The 15,887-nt window shown below is 62.0% G+C and carries 15 protein-coding genes; 6 read left to right on the top strand and 9 right to left on the bottom strand.

The window, feature by feature from the left end; translation table 11 throughout:
- Nucleotides 1-7: 7 nt before the first annotated feature.
- Nucleotides 8-1,036 carry an AraC family transcriptional regulator GliR gene (gene gliR, locus PspS04_RS03440; protein WP_095171252.1) on the top strand — a complete coding sequence of 343 codons (1,029 nt, stop codon included), beginning with the start codon at nt 8-10 and terminating at the stop codon, nt 1,034-1,036.
- Nucleotides 1,037-1,553: 517 nt separating this feature from the next.
- Here the strand turns inward: gliR and PspS04_RS03435 are convergent.
- Nucleotides 1,554-3,023: an N-acyl-D-amino-acid deacylase family protein gene (locus tag PspS04_RS03435; RefSeq protein WP_159993653.1), complete on the bottom strand. Its 1,470-nt coding sequence runs from the start codon at nt 3,021-3,023 to the stop codon at nt 1,554-1,556.
- A 153-nt stretch (nt 3,024-3,176) separates the two neighbouring features.
- Here PspS04_RS03435 and PspS04_RS27490 point away from each other — a divergent pair, with 153 nt between their 5' ends.
- On the top strand, nt 3,177-3,338 hold the full coding sequence (locus tag PspS04_RS27490) for a hypothetical protein (RefSeq protein WP_174244563.1): 162 nt from the start codon (nt 3,177-3,179) through the stop codon (nt 3,336-3,338).
- Nucleotides 3,339-3,374: 36 nt separating this feature from the next.
- On the opposite strand, the gene PspS04_RS03430 is transcribed toward PspS04_RS27490, so the two are convergent.
- From PspS04_RS03430 to PspS04_RS03415, 4 genes are all read right to left on the bottom strand, one after another.
- Entirely contained in the window at nt 3,375-3,842 is a 468-nt protein-coding gene (locus tag PspS04_RS03430) for a Fic/DOC family protein (RefSeq protein ID WP_159993651.1), read from the bottom strand.
- A 67-nt stretch (nt 3,843-3,909) separates the two neighbouring features.
- Nucleotides 3,910-5,577, bottom strand: a complete 1,668-nt coding sequence (gene ggt / locus PspS04_RS03425; protein ID WP_159993649.1) for a gamma-glutamyltransferase — start codon at nt 5,575-5,577, stop codon at nt 3,910-3,912.
- A gap of 139 nt (nt 5,578-5,716) precedes the next feature.
- A complete protein-coding gene (locus tag PspS04_RS03420; protein WP_159993647.1) occupies nt 5,717-6,628 on the bottom strand; it encodes a LysR family transcriptional regulator in 912 nt (303 codons plus the stop codon).
- A gap of 44 nt (nt 6,629-6,672) precedes the next feature.
- Nucleotides 6,673-7,269: an NAD(P)H-dependent oxidoreductase gene (locus PspS04_RS03415; RefSeq protein ID WP_159993645.1), complete on the bottom strand. Its 597-nt coding sequence runs from the start codon at nt 7,267-7,269 to the stop codon at nt 6,673-6,675.
- 203 nt (nt 7,270-7,472) lie between these two features.
- On the opposite strand from PspS04_RS03415, the gene PspS04_RS03410 reads away from it, so the two are divergent.
- Entirely contained in the window at nt 7,473-7,787 is a 315-nt protein-coding gene (locus PspS04_RS03410) for a putative quinol monooxygenase (RefSeq protein ID WP_159993643.1), read from the top strand.
- On the opposite strand, the gene PspS04_RS03405 is transcribed toward PspS04_RS03410, so the two are convergent.
- Nucleotides 7,777-8,541 (bottom strand): sulfite exporter TauE/SafE family protein, encoded by a 765-nt coding sequence (locus tag PspS04_RS03405; protein WP_095171267.1) that lies wholly within the window; start codon nt 8,539-8,541, stop codon nt 7,777-7,779. The two genes, PspS04_RS03410 and PspS04_RS03405, sit on opposite strands and share 11 nt — an antisense overlap.
- 139 nt (nt 8,542-8,680) lie before the next feature.
- Here PspS04_RS03405 and PspS04_RS03400 point away from each other — a divergent pair, with 139 nt between their 5' ends.
- A complete protein-coding gene (locus PspS04_RS03400; RefSeq protein WP_159993641.1) occupies nt 8,681-9,565 on the top strand; it encodes a LysR substrate-binding domain-containing protein in 885 nt (294 codons plus the stop codon).
- A gap of 8 nt (nt 9,566-9,573) precedes the next feature.
- Here PspS04_RS03400 and PspS04_RS03395 read toward each other — a convergent pair whose 3' ends face one another.
- Both PspS04_RS03395 and kynU read right to left on the bottom strand, forming a co-directional pair.
- Nucleotides 9,574-10,977, bottom strand: a complete 1,404-nt coding sequence (locus tag PspS04_RS03395) for an amino acid permease (RefSeq protein ID WP_095171271.1) — start codon at nt 10,975-10,977, stop codon at nt 9,574-9,576.
- Between the two features lie 183 nt (nt 10,978-11,160).
- Entirely contained in the window at nt 11,161-12,411 is a 1,251-nt protein-coding gene (kynU, locus tag PspS04_RS03390; RefSeq protein ID WP_159993639.1) for a kynureninase, read from the bottom strand.
- Between the two features lie 186 nt (nt 12,412-12,597).
- Here kynU and PspS04_RS03385 point away from each other — a divergent pair, with 186 nt between their 5' ends.
- A complete protein-coding gene (locus PspS04_RS03385) occupies nt 12,598-13,071 on the top strand; it encodes an Lrp/AsnC family transcriptional regulator (RefSeq protein ID WP_095171274.1) in 474 nt (157 codons plus the stop codon).
- A gap of 12 nt (nt 13,072-13,083) precedes the next feature.
- Here the strand turns inward: PspS04_RS03385 and PspS04_RS03380 are convergent, their stop codons facing one another.
- Nucleotides 13,084-14,097, bottom strand: a complete 1,014-nt coding sequence (locus PspS04_RS03380) for an AraC family transcriptional regulator (RefSeq protein ID WP_095171276.1) — start codon at nt 14,095-14,097, stop codon at nt 13,084-13,086.
- Nucleotides 14,098-14,496: 399 nt separating this feature from the next.
- On the opposite strand from PspS04_RS03380, the gene antA reads away from it, so the two are divergent.
- Complete coding sequence (gene antA / locus PspS04_RS03375; protein ID WP_095171278.1) at nt 14,497-15,885, top strand: anthranilate 1,2-dioxygenase large subunit; 1,389 nt, start codon at nt 14,497-14,499, stop codon at nt 15,883-15,885.
- Nucleotides 15,886-15,887 lie beyond the last annotated feature (2 nt).

Below are 15,887 nucleotides of genomic sequence, written 5' to 3'. Positions count from 1 at the left end.
CCCGATCATGCAATCCCTCGGCTACACCTCGCTCCCCCCGCTGCTCAAGTACGTGCGCCATGCCGAACAGCTGGGTCTGGCCATCGAACCGGCGCTGGCGGCGGCCGGGTTGCAGGTCGAGCAATTGAGCGACAACAGCCTGCGCTTGCCGGGCGAGGCCCATGAACGCCTGCTGGATTATTTCTGCGAACACTCCGGCGACCCGTTGTTCGGCCTTAATTCGGCGCGCTTCGTGTTGCCCAACTCCTGGAGCGTGCTGGGCTACATCACCATGAACTGCGCGACCCTGGGCGACGCCATGAATCGCATCATGCCGTTCGAGAAACTGGTAGGCGACATGGGCGTCAGCCGCGCCGAGCTGCAGGGCGAGCACGTGCACCTGATCTGGAACTGCCGCCACCAGCGCCCCCGCATCCGCCGCCACCTGGTGGAAAACGTGCTGGGTTCGTGGCTGCAATATGCACGCTGGATCGCCGACACCCACCTCTCGCCCGCCGCGGTGTGGTTCGAACATGCGCTGCCGAGCGACACCGACCCGGCGTCCTACCAGCAATTCTTCGACTGCCCGGTACTGTTCGGCCAGCCCTATTCCGCACTGGTCGTGCCCCTGCCGTACCTGCAACTGCCACTGCGCCAGGCCGACGCACAATTACTGCGCACCCTGGAAGAACACGCCCTGGGCCTGATGGCCACACTGGAAGACGCCTCGCTGGAACAACGGGTGAAAAACATCCTGCGCCAACTGCTCAAGGAAGGCCTACCGCGCAAGGAACAGGTGGCGGAACAGTTCGCCATCTCGGTACGAACCCTGCAGCGCCAACTGCACCAGGCCGGTACCTCGTACCAGCAGATCCTCGATGACCTGCGCCAGGAACTGGCCGAGCACTACCTGCTGCACAGCACCCTGCCGATCCAGGACATCGCCCAGTACCTGGGCTTCACCGAACCACGCTCCTTCCACCGCACCTTCAAAAGCCGCCGAGGCATGCCCCCCGGCGAATTCCGCCAGATGCACCGCGAGGCCGATGGAGACTGAGTCGAAGGCGGCGAGGACTGCGTCCTCGAACGCAGCCTCGCGGGCTCGGCAGCTGCTACAGGGGATTGGGGTATTGCCGAGATATGCGGTGTGGCGCAGATCGTCATCGCGGGCAAGCCCGCTCCCACAAGGGAACGCGACACCAGGGCAAACAGGTCGGCCGGCAGGCCGCCTCGCCCGCTCTTACCACTCAGGCCGACTGCCAGGTCGCCGTGCTCTTGCTTTTGATCTTGATCCACCTGCCCCTTCGGCAGGCTGAGCGAAGGTGTCCATCAGGGGGCAGGCGCGTAGCGCCGTGCGGCGAAGCCGCATGCATCGAGAGGAGGTGCAGCGAAGCAAACCGTAGGCGATGCCCCCTGATGGATACCGTAGCGAAGGTACCCCGAGCCTTAGCGAGGGGCCGAACGCTGGGGCAAGACTTTTTGGGTACTTTTGTGTCGTCTGACAAAAGTGCCTCGCCGTAAGGGCGAAACCCTAAGCCGCCATTACCGCAGCAACGGATATGCCCCAAAAAACCCTAACTCACCGACACCCCAAACCCACCCCGCAAATCCCCCTCACGCGCCAGAAACCGCCCCTCCCGCCGCCCATTCGCCCGCCCATCCACATAACTGCGAACCCCATTGACCCACACCCCATCAATCCCCACCGCCGACCGCTGCGGATCACTGAAATCCGCCACATCGCGCACCAACAACGGATCAAACAACACCAGGTCAGCCCAATACCCCTGGCGAATCTCCCCCCGCGCCTGCAAGCCAAAGCGCGCCGCCGACAACCCCGTCATCTTGTGCATCGCGGTGTGCAATGGAAACAGTCCCACATCCCGGCTGAAATGCCCCAGCACCCGAGGAAACGCCCCCCACAACCGCGGATGCGGAAACGGATCCTCAGGCAAACCATCGGAACCGATCATCGACAACGGATGAGCCAGGATCCGCCGCACATCCGCCTCATCCATGCCGTAGTAAACCGCGCCCGCCGGTTGCAGGCGGCGCGCCGCCTCCAGCAGCGGCACGTGCCACTCGGCAGCAATGTCCAGCAGATCACGCCCACTGACCTGCGGGTGCGGCGTCGACCAGGTGATAGTGATGCGATGGGCATCAGTGACCTGCTTGAGATCCAGGGTCGAGGAACTGGCCGCATAGGGATAACAATCACACCCCACCGGGTGGGTTTTCGCCGCCTGCTCCAACGCCGCCAGCAGTTGCGGACTGCGCCCCCAATTGCCAGCCCCGGCGCACTTGAGGTGGGAAATGATCACCGGGCTGCGTGCATGCCGACCGATCTGGAACGCCTCGTCCATGGCCTCCAGCACCGGTTCGAACTCACTGCGCAAATGGGTGGTGTAGACCGCACCGCACGCGCCCAGCTCCTCGGCCAGTTGCTGCACTTCGTCGGTAGACGCACTGAACGCACTGGCATACGCCAGTCCCGTGGAAAGGCCCAGCGCACCGTCCTCCAGGCTTTCGCGCAATTGCCCGCGCATGGCGCTGATCTCCTGCGCCGTGGCGGTGCGCAACAGGTCGTCGAGGTGGTTGCTGCGCAGCGCCGTATGGCCTACCAGCGCCGCCACGTTGACGCTCGGGTGCGCCGCTTCGACGGCCGCGCGGTAGTCGCGAAAACGCGGATAGACGAAGGCGGCCGCGGTGCCCAGCAGGTTCATCGGGTCCGGCGGATCGCCGCGCAGGCTCACCGGCGACGCGCTGATCCCGCAGTTGCCGACGATCACCGTGGTCACTCCCTGACTGAGCTTGGGCAACATCTGCGGCTGGCGGATGACCACCGTGTCGTCATGGGTGTGCACATCGATGAACCCTGGCGCCAGCACCCGTCCGGCCGCGTCGATGACCTCATCGGCATGGGCATCACGCAAGTCGCCGATGGCTTCGATCCGGCCGTTGAAAATGGCCACGTCAGCCGGGTACGCGGGGCGGTTGCTGCCATCGATGATCGAGGCGTTGCGGATCAGCGTGTGGTACTGCATGTCAGTCTCCCTGCGGCAGATGGCAGACAAGAGGTGTCGCTCATGGATATGTCATATCGTGATGAATGAAAATGCGTAGGCGGGATTTTCATGAAGTTTGCGCATAACAATTAGCACTGTGCTCAGCCGACGTTCCTTCATCGAGCCACTTTTATGGCCGCATCACGCCGCAGTAACAAAAAACCCGATGTCGACATCGTTATTCGTGCCATCGCCAGCTCGACAGCCATCGAGACCGGGCAGAGCATTGAACAGATCGAGCGCAAACTCAAAAGCAGGACCAGCAAATTCCTGCATCTCAATCTCGCGCCCTGAAACCATCGCTCAAGCCTGCGCAAGCGCAGTGGTCACTCATGTCGATAAGGCTAGACGGACCCAGTGCTGCATTGGCGCATAACAACAGTTGAGCCCTTGCTTGATCGCCGCAAAGTACTCGTCCTTATGCGCCTCCCAAACGCTGTAGTCCAAGGGCATACGCCCGGCCTGGACGGCCATGACATCGGCCAGCAATCGGGGAATCTGTGGCGCGGCCGCAAAGAAAAACCCGTCCTTACCCAAATTGACGGAGCGCACATCCCCCGCCCAGGGGTAGATGTTTCCCAGCCATCGACGATGCCAATCCTTCAGGTCCTGAACCGTCAACGACCTGTCAGGTAGATGTTCAATCAAGACTGACTGGTAGATTTTTTCCAACAGAACCAATTCGGCATCATCCATATCCCGGGGATCAGTAATTGCCAGTTTATTGGCCAACACCTGATCGTCCGAGCCTGGCTCATAGGAGCTTTGCGCACCTGCGGCCTCATAACGGTTATTCATCCGCGCGCCCCAAATACCCGTTGATATCAGTAATCCGGCGACTGTGCGGCCGCCGGGTCACGCCAGGTTATTTCACAACACTGCCAACCCCACGCCCCCGTGGGTCGGAGGCGGTTTCCAGTTGGCTGCCGTTGATGCGAATGGCCTGGATGTCGCCCATCTCCCAGCCCTGGTCTTCCAGGGTGTAGCCCATGGCTTTCAACTCGTCGGCGACCTTGCCGGTGAGTGGCGCGTAGGCGTCGTAGTAGATAGTGTCCTTGGGCAGCAACTGATGGTGGACGCGTTGCGCGGCCACGGCTTTTTCCAGCGGCAGGTTGTAGTCATAGAGGTTGTTCAGCACCTGGAAGATCGAGGTGAAGATCCGCGAGCCGCCCGGGGTCCCCAGGACCAGGGTGACCTTGCCATCGCGGGTCACCAGGCTCGGGCTCATCGACGACAGCATGCGCTTGCCCGGGGCGATGGCATTGGCGTCGCCGCCGACCACACCAAAGGCGTTGGCCACGCCGGGCTTGGAGCTGAAGTCGTCCATTTCATCGTTGAGCAGGAAGCCTGCGCCCTTGACCACTACACCGCTGCCGTAGTCCCAGTTGAGGGTGTAGGTGTTGCTCACCGCGTTGCCGTCGGCATCGACGATGGAGAAGTGCGTGGTCTGGTGGGGCTCCAGGCCTGGACGGACTTTTTCGGTTGGCGAGATGGCCGTAGGGTTGACCTCGGCCGCGCGTTTTTTCAGGTAGGCCGGATCAGTCAGCTGCTTGACCGGCACATCGGAAAACGCCGGGTCACCCAAGTAGTCGGCGCGATCGGCAAATACCCGTTTTTCGATTTCGGCGAGCAGGTGAATGTACTTCGCCGAGTTCAGCTCGACGCCCTTGAAGTCCGCGGCGCGGTCTTCCTTGATGGCGATCAGTTGCGCCAGGGCGATCCCGCCGGAACTCGGTGGCGGCGCGGTGTACAGGGTATTGCCACGCCAGTTGACGGTCAGCGGCTCGCGCCAGTTGACCTTGTAGTCGTGCAGGTCTTGCTTGGTGATCAAGCCCTTGTCGGCCTTCATCTGGGCGATCAGCAGGTCGGCGGTCTGGCCTTGATAGAACTCGTTGGCGCCCTTGTCGGCGATGCGCTCCAGGGTCGCGGCCAGCTCCGGCTGACGGAAGGTCTCGCCGGGTTTCATGCTGCCGAAGTAGTCGGCGAAGTTGGTGGTGCCGTTGAACAGTTTCAGCGCATCTTCGCGGTACTGGTACTGCTTGTCGGCGACCTTGAAGCCGGTCTTGGCGTAACCAATGGCCGGGGTGATCAGTTCGCTCCAGGGCAACTTGCCGAACTTCTGGTGCGCTTCCCACAGCCCCATCACCGTGCCCGGCACGCCGGCTGCGCGGGATCCTACCAGGCTGAGGTTCTCGATGACTTCGCCCTTGTCGTCCAGGTACATGTCACGGGTCGCCGCCTTCGGGGCGGTTTCGCGGTAGTCGAGGAAGTACGGCTTGCCGTCGATGAACATCGTCATGAAGCCGCCACCGCCGATGTTGCCGGCTTCCGGGTAAGTCACCGCCAGGGTAAAGGCGGTTGCTACCGCAGCGTCGACCGCGTTGCCGCCCTTCTTCAGGATCTGTGCGGCGACGTCGGCGCCATATTGGTTCGGCGCCGCCACGGCGCCCCCCTCGAGCAGCGCCGCGAATGATGACGAGCTGGCCGCAATCGCCACGGCGAGCGTCAGGGTCTTGAACAAAACATAACGCATGAGATCCATCCTTTTCTTGTTATTGAGGCAGGTGGAACCATAGGCCCTAGCGTGGGTGTTGAGCAATCCAAAAACGCCAACGGCCACCCGCAGGTAGCCGTTTTGTGATGCGTTGCACTGACCGTGCCCTGGGGGTGAATCAGCCGTCGAACACCTCGTTGGCGTAGCCCGCCAGCTTGCCCTGGATAAAGTCCAGGAAGCACTGGATGCGCAAGGCCAGTTGCGAGTTGCGGTAGTACACCGCGTTGATCGGCTGACGGTAACCGCTGTTGGCTTCGGCCAGCAGCAGTTTGAGGCGGCCGGCCTTGAGGTCGGCGATGGTCATGAAGTGCGAGAGGCAGGCGATGCCCTGCCCTTCGAGCGCCAGGTGACGCAGGATTTCGCCGCTGGAGGCGCTGATGCCCGGTTCGATCTGCCAGCGGTCGCCGTGCACATGGCGCAGCGGCCAGTGGTTGAGGGTTTCGGTCTGGGTGAACCCCAACAGCGTATGCCCGGCCAGTTCGGCCACGGTGGTCGGGGTGCCGTGTCGTTCCAGGTAGGCGGGGCTGGCGAGGATGTGCAGCGGACTGCAGCCCAGCGAACGCGCGTGCAGGGTCGAGTCGGCCAGGGCACCGATGCGGATGGCAATGTCGGTGCTCTGCTCCAACAGGTCGATGATCAGGTCGTTGCTGTTGAGCTCCAGCTGGATGTCCGGGTACAGCCGGCGGAACTCATCGATGTAGGGCACGATGGCGTGCAGCATGAAGGGTGACGCCGCGTTGATCCGCAGACGCCCGGACGGCGTGCTGTGGCGTGACGACAAGCGTTCTTCCAGTTCCTCCATCTGATCGAGGATGCGCTTGGCCTGCTCGAAGAAATACTTGCCCTCTTCGGTCAGGTCCATGCGCCGCGTGGTGCGATTGATCAACGTGGTGTCGAGCTTGGCCTCCAGACGCGACAGCGTGCGGCTGACCGCCGACGGCGTTTGCCCGACCTGCTCGGCCGCCGCGGATATCGAACCGCACTCGATCACGCAGACAAAAATCTGCAACTCATCGGATCTGGCTTTCACGTGTGTCCTCGTTCTCGGCAGCGCTTCTGGCTGCCGATACTAGCTCATGCAGCTGCCGGCAAGTTGAACACGGACTGCAGGTGCTGGGTGTAGCGGGCCACGTCGGCTTCGATGTTCGGACGTTTCATCACGTCGACGCAGAGGAAGGTCGGCAAGCCGCTCATCCCGAGGAACTGATTGGCCTTGTGGAACGGGAAATACACCGCGTCCACGCCCTTGGCTTCGAAGAAGTCAGTGGGGTCGTCGAACGCTTGCTGCGGGGCGTTCCAGGTCAGCGACAGCATGTACTGCTTGCCGTGGATCAGGCCGCCACTGCCGTATTTCTGCGAGGCGTCGGAGCGGGTGCGACCGTCACTGGCGTAGAGGCTGCCATGGCCTTCGGTGAAGACTTCGTCGATGTACTTTTTCACGGTCCAGGGGGCACCCATCCACCAGCCCGGCATCTGGTAGATGATCACATCGGCCCAGAGGAACTTCGCGACTTCTTCAGCGATGTCGTACCCCTCGTCGATGTGGGTCACCTTGATGTCGATACCGCCCCGATCCAGCACGCTCATCGCGGCTTCATGCAGGGTGGTGTTGTAGCGACCGTCGGAGTGGGCGAATTGTTTGCCACCGTTGAGCAACAGAACTTTTTTCATGCAAGCCTCGTCATCTGGGTTTGATCCACCGCTGCCTGGAACAGGTGGCGGGGTCAGTAAGGTTTGATTCGATGACGGCAGGTTATAGATCGCCCCCCTGCTGAATAAGCCCTGTTGCGGCAAAATACATTTGACCTATACGCACGAATTAGCCGCTGATTGTTGCCGTAAAATTCTCCTCATCCACTCAAGAGGAGTTCTCCATGAACCAGCAACAAGGCTTTATCCTGCACGCCAAAACCCGCCCGGAGCAGGCCGAGGCCTTTGCCGCGCTGTTCCACGCCTACGTCGAACCGAGTCGCGCGGAGCCGGGCTGCATCGAGTACCACATGCTGCGCGACCAGCAGGACCCGACACTGTTCATCTTCTACGAGATCTGGGCGTCCCAGGCTGATCTGGACCGGCACTCGAACCTGCCGCACATGCAGGCATTCTTTGCCAAGCGCATGGATTACCTGGAGCGCGATTTCGAGATCCGCCAGATCGACATGCTCAGCCCGTCATCCGCTACCCGTTGACCAGCAGGTGAGCGCCAAGCAAGCCCAGGCCGATGAAAAACACCCGTTTGAACAGCACGGCGCTGATCCGCTGGCGCAGCCATTGCCCCAGCCACATGCCGAGCACCGCGGGAATCAGCGCCAGCAGCGACGCACTCAGCTCTCCGCCGCCGAGTGCGCCGCGCCACAGCAACGCGGCGGCCAGGGCCAGGGTCGAGACGCTGAATGACAGGCCCAGCGCCTGCACCAATTGATCCTTGCCCAACCCCAGCGCTTGCAGGTACGGCACCGCCGGAATCACAAAGACCCCGGTGGCCGCCGTGATGACCCCGGTCAGCACGCCACACAACGGTCCCAGCCAACGCTCGTGGCCGGCGCCGACCCGCAAGGCGGGCAACAGCAAGCCGCTCAGGGCGTAGAGCAACAATGCGCCGCCCAACGCCCGCACCACCCACTGCCCGCCGTCGATCCCCAGCCACAGGGTGCCTGCGCCGGTGCCGAGAAAAATTGCCAACAGCATCGGCCACAAGCGCCGCACCAGGGCGCGCAAGTGTCCGCCGAACGCCAGTTGCCAGAGGTTGGTCAGGGTCGCCGGGATGATCAGCAACGCCGCAGCCTGCGCCGGCGCCATAGCCAGGCCCAGCAAGCCCATGGCGATGGTCGGCAGGCCAAGGCCGATCACCCCCTTGATCATGCCGGCCATCAGGAAGGTCACGATCACCAGCAATGAAAGGGCCAGACCGAGGTTTTGGTAAAACGCCAGAAGTGTGTTCATGGGCTTATCGTGGCGTGTTCGCGGGCTTGTGAAAATCTGCCATATACTGAGGTTGCCTCTTGTTTTAACAGAGTCAAAGATTTCATCGCGGCTGATGCCGTCATCGCGAGCAAGCTCGCTCCTACAGGGTGTCCCACCCATGCATTTCGATCTGGTTGATCTGCGGCTGTACCTGAACATCCTCGAAGCCGGCAACATCACCGCCGGCGCCGCGAGCAGTCATTTGTCACTGGCGGCGGCGAGTGCGCGGATCCGCGGGATGGAAGCTTCGGCGGGCACCGCGTTTTTCCAGCGCGGGCGCCGGGGTGTCAGCCCGACGCCCGCCGGCAAGGCACTGGCGCAACATGCGCGGCTGATGCTGCAACAGGCCGCACACCTGCAACAGGACCTCGCGGAATACGCCAAGGGTGTCAAAGGCCAGGTGCGCTTGCTGTGCAACACCACGGCGATTACCGAGTACTTGCCCGAGTTACTGGCGGATTTTCTGCGCGCTCACCCCAACCTCGACATCGACCTGCAAGAGCTGCCGAGCCTGCGCATCACCCACGCCCTGCATCAAGGCACGGCCGAGTTGGGCATTGTGTCCGATGCGGTGGACACTTCGGGCCTGGACACCCGGCCGTTTCGCGACGATCCGCTGGTGCTGGTCATGCCCCACGACCACCCTCTCGCCAGCGTTCGAGCACCGAGTTTCAGCCAGACCCTGGCCCATGAGTACGTTGGGCTCAATGCCCACAACGCGCTGGCGATCTATCTGGAAGAGCAGGCCTTGCACAGCGGGCAACGCATGTCGATGCGCATCCGGGCCGAGGGGTTTGACGGGGTGATGCGCATGGTCGCCCATGGCGCAGGACTGGCGATTGTGCCGCAGGCGGCGGTGCAGCGCTTTGCCGCCGGGCAGGGTTTGAAATGCTGCGCCCTGGATGAGCCCTGGGCGCAGCGCAAGTTGCTGCTGTGCGCCCGCTCGTTCGAGGCCTTGCCACGGTATGCCAGTGCCTTGCTCCAAGCGCTATCGGCAGATTGATCTGGGGGTTAGGCGTTTTCGAGATTGGCGGTGGCCGGCTTGGGTTTTCTGAAGAACAGCCCATACACCGCCGATAGGATCAGCAGGAACGGCACGCCGAACACCAGGGTCATCTTGAACGCATCGGTGAAGTAGGTGGTGATCATCACCGCGGCCATCAACACCAGTCCCAGCAGGGTGCTGTAGGGAAAAAAGCGCATGCGAAAGGACAGCTTTTTCTCACCGTGACGCTGGTGATAACGACGGAAGCAGTAGTGGGTGAGGAAGATCATGAACCAGGTGAAAATCGCCCCGAACATCGAGATCGCCATCATCAGGGTGAACGAACTTTCTGGGTACAACAGGTTCAGCAGCGTCGCCAGGGCGATGCCCGAGCTCGACAGCAACAGGGCGTTGAGCGGGATCCCGCTCTTGCTCAGCGCGCCCATGGCCTTGGGTGCGTAACCGCCACGGGACAGGCTGAACATCATTCGCGTGGTGATGTACAACTGGCTGTTCATCGCCGACAACGCGGCAATCAGGATCACGAAGTTCATCACCCCGGTCGCCCCGGGAATGCCGATGGTCTGCATCACGGTAACGAACGGGCTCTGCGCCTGCCCGGCCTGGACCCACGGCACGATCGCCAACATCAGGGCCAGGGTCAGCAGGTAGAACACCACCAGGCGCACGATGGTCGCGCGAAAGGCTTTTTTCACCGCCCGCTCCGGGTCCTCGGCCTCGCCGGCCGCCACCGCGATCATTTCCACGCTCAGGTAGCTGAAGATCGACACGATCACCGCCACCCACATGCCCTGCAGGCCATTGGGGAAAAAGCCGCCATGGGCAGTGTAATGCTGCACCCCGTACTCCGGGTTGCCAGAGCCGAACACCACGTACACCGCAAGGATGATGAAGCCGACGATCGCGCCGATCTTGATGGTCGAGAACCAGTACTCGAAGGTGCCGAAGGTCTTCACGCTGATCGCGTTGAGCACGATCAGCACGCTGGAAAACGAGACGATCCAGATCCACTCCGGCACGTTGGCGAACCAGTACTTCATGTACATCGCCACCGCCGTTACTTCCGTGCCGACCGCCAGCACAATCGCCGCCCAATAGGCGTACCGCACCAGGAACCCGGCCAGCGGACTGACGTAGAACTCGGCGTAGGCGCCGAATGAACCGGAGGTGGAATGGGCCACGGTCATTTCCGCCAGGCAGCCCATCAACAGCAAGGTAATGATCGCGCCGATCGCGTAGCTCAGCAGCACGCTGGGCCCCGCATAGCCGATGGCGTAGGCGCTGCCCATGAACAACCCGGTACCGATCGCTCCGCCAATGGCGATCATGCTCATCTGCCCCGAGGTCAACTGCCGCCGCAGGCCCTGCTCGCGCTTGGAAATCGTGTCAAAGCCACCGGCTTCGCTCATGTATCTGTCCTCTGGATATTATTTTTTTAGAGCACATCGTCGATAGAGGTTCGCCACCACCCTGTAGGAGCGAGCCTGCTCGCGAAGAACCTGAGGGCGACGCGTTGTTTCAGGCAGCACGCGTTATCGTTGACGTTCATCGCGAGCAGGCTCGCTCCTACAGGGATCCGGTGAATCTATGAGTCAGGTCACGCTATGGCGCACCTGGAACTGCGCCTGGGCCCAGGTTTCCTGGTCGAGGATCTCGCCGAGGATCTGCACCGCATCGAACACTTCAGTGAAGCTGGTGTACAGCGGGGTGAAGCCGAACCGCATGATCCGCGGCTCACGGTAGTCGCCGATCACGCCCCGGGCGATCAGTGCCTGAATCACCGCGTAGCCTTGCGGGTGTTCGAAACTGACGTGGCTGCCACGCTTGGCGTGTTCACGCGGGGTGATCAGCGTCAGGTCGTGGGCCGCGCAGCGCTCCTCGACCAACTGGATGAACAGGTCGGTCAGGGCCAGGGACTTGCGGCGCAGGCTGGGCATGTCGGTCTGGGCGAAGATGTCCAGGCCGCACTCGACCATGGCCAGCGAGGTGATCGGTTGGGTGCCGCACAGGTAGCGCGCAATGCCTTTGCTCGGCTCGTAGCCGGACTCCATGTCGAACTGGCGGACGTGGCCGAACCAACCCGACAACGGTTGCGCAACCAGGTCGCAGAGCTTCGGGGAGACCCAGGCAAACGCCTGCGAACCCGGACCGCCATTGAGGTATTTGTAGGTGCAACCGATGGCGTAGTCGGCATCGGCCTGGCGCAGGTCCACCGGCACCGCACCCGCCGAGTGAGCCAGGTCCCAGATGGCCAGCGCGCCACATTCGTGGATCAGCGCGGTCATGGCCGCCATGTCGTGCATGTAGCCGGTCTTGTAGTTGACGTGGGTCAGCAGCACCACCGCGACGTCCTGGTCGATGGCCTGCGCCAGCGCCTCGGGGGTGTCCACCAGGCGCAGGCTGTAGCCTTGTTGCAGCAGGTCCATCAGGCCCTGGGCGATGTACAGGTCGGTGGGGAAGTTGCTCGACTCGCTGACGATCACCTTGCGCTCCGGTGCACGACCGGCCTGCACTTTCAGCGCTGCACCGAGCACCTTGAACAGGTTGATCGAGGTGGTGTCGGTGACCACCACTTCATCGTCGCCCGCGCCGATCAGGCTGGCCAGGCGATTGCCCAGGCGTTGCGGCAGGTCACGCCAGCCGGCGCTGTTCCAGCTGCGGATCAAGCCGTCACCCCACTCCTGGGCGATCACTGCCTGGGCACGCTCCAAAGCGGCGACCGGGCGGGCACCCAGGGAGTTGCCGTCGAGGTAGATCACCCCGGCTGGCAAGGTAAACTGTTCACGCAAAGGGGCCAGGGAGTCCTCGGCATCGAGCGCCAGGCAAGCGTTTCTTGTGGTCATTGTCGGTCCTGTTCTTTAAGTGGCATGCGGCCGGCGAGCACCGATTTCCGGAGGTTTTCGCACTTGCACGATGAGCAAATAATGAACGAAGGCTTGCAGAATTTTCGTGCAAAGTGCGAGGTCATATAGTAGTTATCTCGAAGATTATTCGAATCCAACCGATAAAAACGCGGATTTATTCAAACCATGAATCTCGACTCCACAGACCTGCGGATCCTCCATCACCTGCAGCAGGATGGGCGCATCAGCAACCAGGAACTGGCGGAAAAGGTCTCGCTGTCACCCTCGGCCTGCCTGCGTCGTTTACGCCTGCTGGAGAGCGAGGGAATCATCACCGGGTATCGCGCCGAACTGAGCGCCGAGCGCCTGGGGGTGGAGCTTGAGGCCATTGTCCATGTGTCCCTGCGCCAGGACACGGAGGACTGGCACGAGACCTTTATCAAGAAGGTCCAGTCGTGGCCGGAAGTGGCCACCGCCTACGTGATCACCGGCGCCAGCAACTACGTGCTGCGGGTGCAGGCGCGCAACCTCAAGCACTTCTCGGATTTCATCGTCAACAAGCTCAACCGCACGGCGGGGGTCACCGATATCCGCTCGGAAATCGTCCTGCAGAAGATCAAGGAGCGCGACGACCTGCTCGACCTGGTCGCGCGCAAGTAGCCCGGCAACAGCTCACAGCCCGCGCATGCGCCGGGCTTCGTTGCGCTGCACGGTCGCGCTGGGGGACTCGTCGAACAGCTTGCGGTACTCGGCGGAAAAACGCCCCATGTGGGTAAAACCCCAGGCCATGGCAACCTCGGAGATATTGCGCGCCTGACCGTGTTCGAGCAGGTCCTGGCGCACTGCATTCAAGCGGTGTTTTTTCAGGTAGGCCATGGGCGACAGGGCGAAGTATTTGCGAAACGCCTCGAACAGCTTGAACCGCGACACCCCCGCCGCGGCCTCGATGTCTTCCAGGTGCAAGGCTTCGCGGGCGTTGTCGTGGATGTACTGCTTGGCCCGCACCAGGTAGTGCGGCACCTTCACCCCCAGCACCCCGCGCAGCTCCTCGGAGTAGTTATTGGGCTGGGCGAGGATCAGGCCCTTGATCAACGAGCTTTCGATGTCGCGGGTGAAGGTCACCTGGTCAAACAGCGAGCTGCTGCGCTCAAGCTCCGCAATGAAATAGCGCGCCATGCGCCACCACGCGGCCGATGCGCCATCCACCGCATCCATCAACGGTTCAAAGCGCAGCGGTGCGTCGAGCGGACGTTGCAGGATGCCTTCCAGGGACTCGCTCATGGCCGCTCGGGTGATCACCACCTGGACCTTGCGGCAGTCGCCGGAAATCGCCAGCACCTGGTTTTCGTTCGGTGAAATGATCACCCCCTGGTCACGATCCGAGCGCAGCAGGCTGCCGTTCTTGCGCAGCTCCTGCTCACCCACCAGCGGCAGGCTGAGGCTGTAGCTGCTGAAGTGCTCGGCGTCTTCGATATCCACCGTCACGTCGGTGCCGTACTCGATGGTACCGAGGGTGGTGGCCATCGACTTGAAGACATTGGCACTGTGGTGAAAACGGATCCGCTCGGGGGTGGCGGTTTCCAGGCGATGAGGGCCACAGATACCGGACATCCAGGTCCTGGCCCCTTCAAGGTCATAGTGATCGATACGAATATCGCGACTCTGCGGATCGGCTTTGCTACTCATCACGGCACACCCACGGCAATATTTTTTCAGTGCACTCTGACGGCGCACCTCTGGTTTGGACGGAGCAAGTTCCAGACCACTCGACCCGCTCCCTGAGTCGATGGATAGCAATCGCCGAATAAGCGGATAACCCGGCGCAGCAGAGCAGGATAGTCGCCCTGGCACAGTCCTCCAAACTGGGCAAAACAGTACCTCAATGCTGCCGGTTGAGGCAGCCGTTCATCGTTTGGGGCGCAGCGATGGGTATTCGCTGCCCAGGTGTTACCCGCACCCACTGCCCGTTGTCGGCCCCAGCGGATTTTGTGGATTGCCTTCGTCGAGTAACCGGATAGACCCTGCCCCGCCCCGCTCTCTCTAATGTGCGCACCGATTAGCTTGAATAAAAAAAGGCGCAGACCCATGAGTGGCGAGAAAAACCTCGAGCAGTGGAAAACGTTTATCGAAGGTTGCCTGGACTTCCGTCCGGTGGAGGGCGTGTTTCGCATTGCCCGGGAGATGTTCACCGAACCGCAGCTGTTCGACCTGGAAATGGAGCTGATCTTCGAGAAGAACTGGATCTACGCCTGCCACGAAAGCGAGCTGGCCAATAACCACGACTTCGTCACCATGCGTGCCGGACGCCAGCCGATGATCATCACTCGCGACGGTGACGGCCAGCTCAATGCACTGATCAACGCTTGCCAGCATCGCGGCACCACCCTGACCCGGGTCGGCAAGGGCAACCAGTCGACCTTCACCTGCCCATTCCATGCCTGGTGCTACAAAAGCGACGGTCGCCTGGTCAAGGTCAAGGCCCCGGGCGAGTACCCGGAAGGCTTCGACAAGGCCACTCGCGGCCTGAAGAAGGCGCGCATCCAGAGCTACAAGGGGTTTGTGTTCATCAGCCTCGATGTGCAGGGCAGCGACAGCCTGGAAGACTTCCTGGGTGACGCCCGGGTGTTCTTCGACATGATGGTCGCGCAGTCGCCCACCGGCGAACTGGAGGTGCTGCCCGGCAAGTCGGCCTACACCTACGATGGCAACTGGAAACTGCAGAACGAGAATGGCCTGGATGGCTACCACGTCAGCACGGTTCACTATAACTACGTGGCCACGGTGCAGCATCGCCAGCAGGTCAACAGCGAAAACGGCAGCGCCGGCGGCAGCACCCTGGACTACAGCAAGCTCGGTGCCGGCGATGCCAACACCGATGACGGCTGGTTCGCCTTCAACAACGGGCACAGCGTGTTGTTCAGTGACATGCCCAACCCCTCGGTACGCTCCGGCTACGCGACCATCATGCCGCGCCTGATCGAAGAACACGGCCAGCAAAAGGCCGAATGGATGATGCATCGCCTGCGCAACCTGAATGTCTACCCGAGCCTGTTTTTCCTCGACCAGATCAGCTCGCAGTTGCGCATCATCCGCCCGGTGGCGTGGAACAAGACCGAGATCATCAGCCAGTGCCTGGGGGTGAAAAACGAGTCGGACGCCGACCGCGAAAACCGCATTCGCCAGTTCGAGGACTTCTTCAACGTCTCCGGCCTTGGCACTCCAGACGACCTGGTGGAGTTCCGTGAAGCCCAGCGCGGTTTCCAGGCACGCCTGGAGCGCTGGAGCGATATCTCCCGCGGCAGCCATCGCTGGGCCACGGGCGCCACGCCCAACAGCGAGGCCATCGGCATCTCTCCGGCCATGACCGGCACCGAGTTCACCCACGAAGGGCTGTACGTCAACCAGCATGCCAACTGGCAGAAGTTCCTGCTCGACGGCCTGGACAAACAATCCCTGAAGCTGCGTGAGGTGTGACC

It is taken from the genome of Pseudomonas sp. S04, from assembly GCF_009834545.1.
GTDB lineage: Bacteria > Pseudomonadota > Gammaproteobacteria > Pseudomonadales > Pseudomonadaceae > Aquipseudomonas.
The sequence above is the reverse complement of the archived record's forward strand: the minus strand, read 5'-3'. Positions and strand labels throughout refer to the sequence as shown.

Excerpts from the sequence above, each read along its gene's own strand:
- gliR (WP_095171252.1), top strand. The coding sequence starts at position 8 with ATGCAATCCCTCGGCTACACCTCGCTCCCCCCGCTGCTCAAGTACGTG.
- PspS04_RS03430 (WP_159993651.1), bottom strand. The coding sequence starts at position 3,842 with ATGAATAACCGTTATGAGGCCGCAGGTGCGCAAAGCTCCTATGAGCCA.
- PspS04_RS03380 (WP_095171276.1), bottom strand. The coding sequence starts at position 14,097 with ATGAGTAGCAAAGCCGATCCGCAGAGTCGCGATATTCGTATCGATCAC.
- PspS04_RS03415 (WP_159993645.1), bottom strand. The coding sequence starts at position 7,269 with ATGAAAAAAGTTCTGTTGCTCAACGGTGGCAAACAATTCGCCCACTCC.
- kynU (WP_159993639.1), bottom strand. The coding sequence starts at position 12,411 with ATGACCACAAGAAACGCTTGCCTGGCGCTCGATGCCGAGGACTCCCTG.
- PspS04_RS03385 (WP_095171274.1), top strand. The coding sequence starts at position 12,598 with ATGAATCTCGACTCCACAGACCTGCGGATCCTCCATCACCTGCAGCAG.
- ggt (WP_159993649.1), bottom strand. The coding sequence starts at position 5,577 with ATGCGTTATGTTTTGTTCAAGACCCTGACGCTCGCCGTGGCGATTGCG.
- PspS04_RS27490 (WP_174244563.1), top strand. The coding sequence starts at position 3,177 with ATGGCCGCATCACGCCGCAGTAACAAAAAACCCGATGTCGACATCGTT.
- PspS04_RS03410 (WP_159993643.1), top strand. The coding sequence starts at position 7,473 with ATGAACCAGCAACAAGGCTTTATCCTGCACGCCAAAACCCGCCCGGAG.
- antA (WP_095171278.1), top strand. The coding sequence starts at position 14,497 with ATGAGTGGCGAGAAAAACCTCGAGCAGTGGAAAACGTTTATCGAAGGT.
- PspS04_RS03405 (WP_095171267.1), bottom strand. The coding sequence starts at position 8,541 with ATGAACACACTTCTGGCGTTTTACCAAAACCTCGGTCTGGCCCTTTCA.
- PspS04_RS03435 (WP_159993653.1), bottom strand. The coding sequence starts at position 3,023 with ATGCAGTACCACACGCTGATCCGCAACGCCTCGATCATCGATGGCAGC.
- PspS04_RS03395 (WP_095171271.1), bottom strand. The coding sequence starts at position 10,977 with ATGAGCGAAGCCGGTGGCTTTGACACGATTTCCAAGCGCGAGCAGGGC.
- PspS04_RS03400 (WP_159993641.1), top strand. The coding sequence starts at position 8,681 with ATGCATTTCGATCTGGTTGATCTGCGGCTGTACCTGAACATCCTCGAA.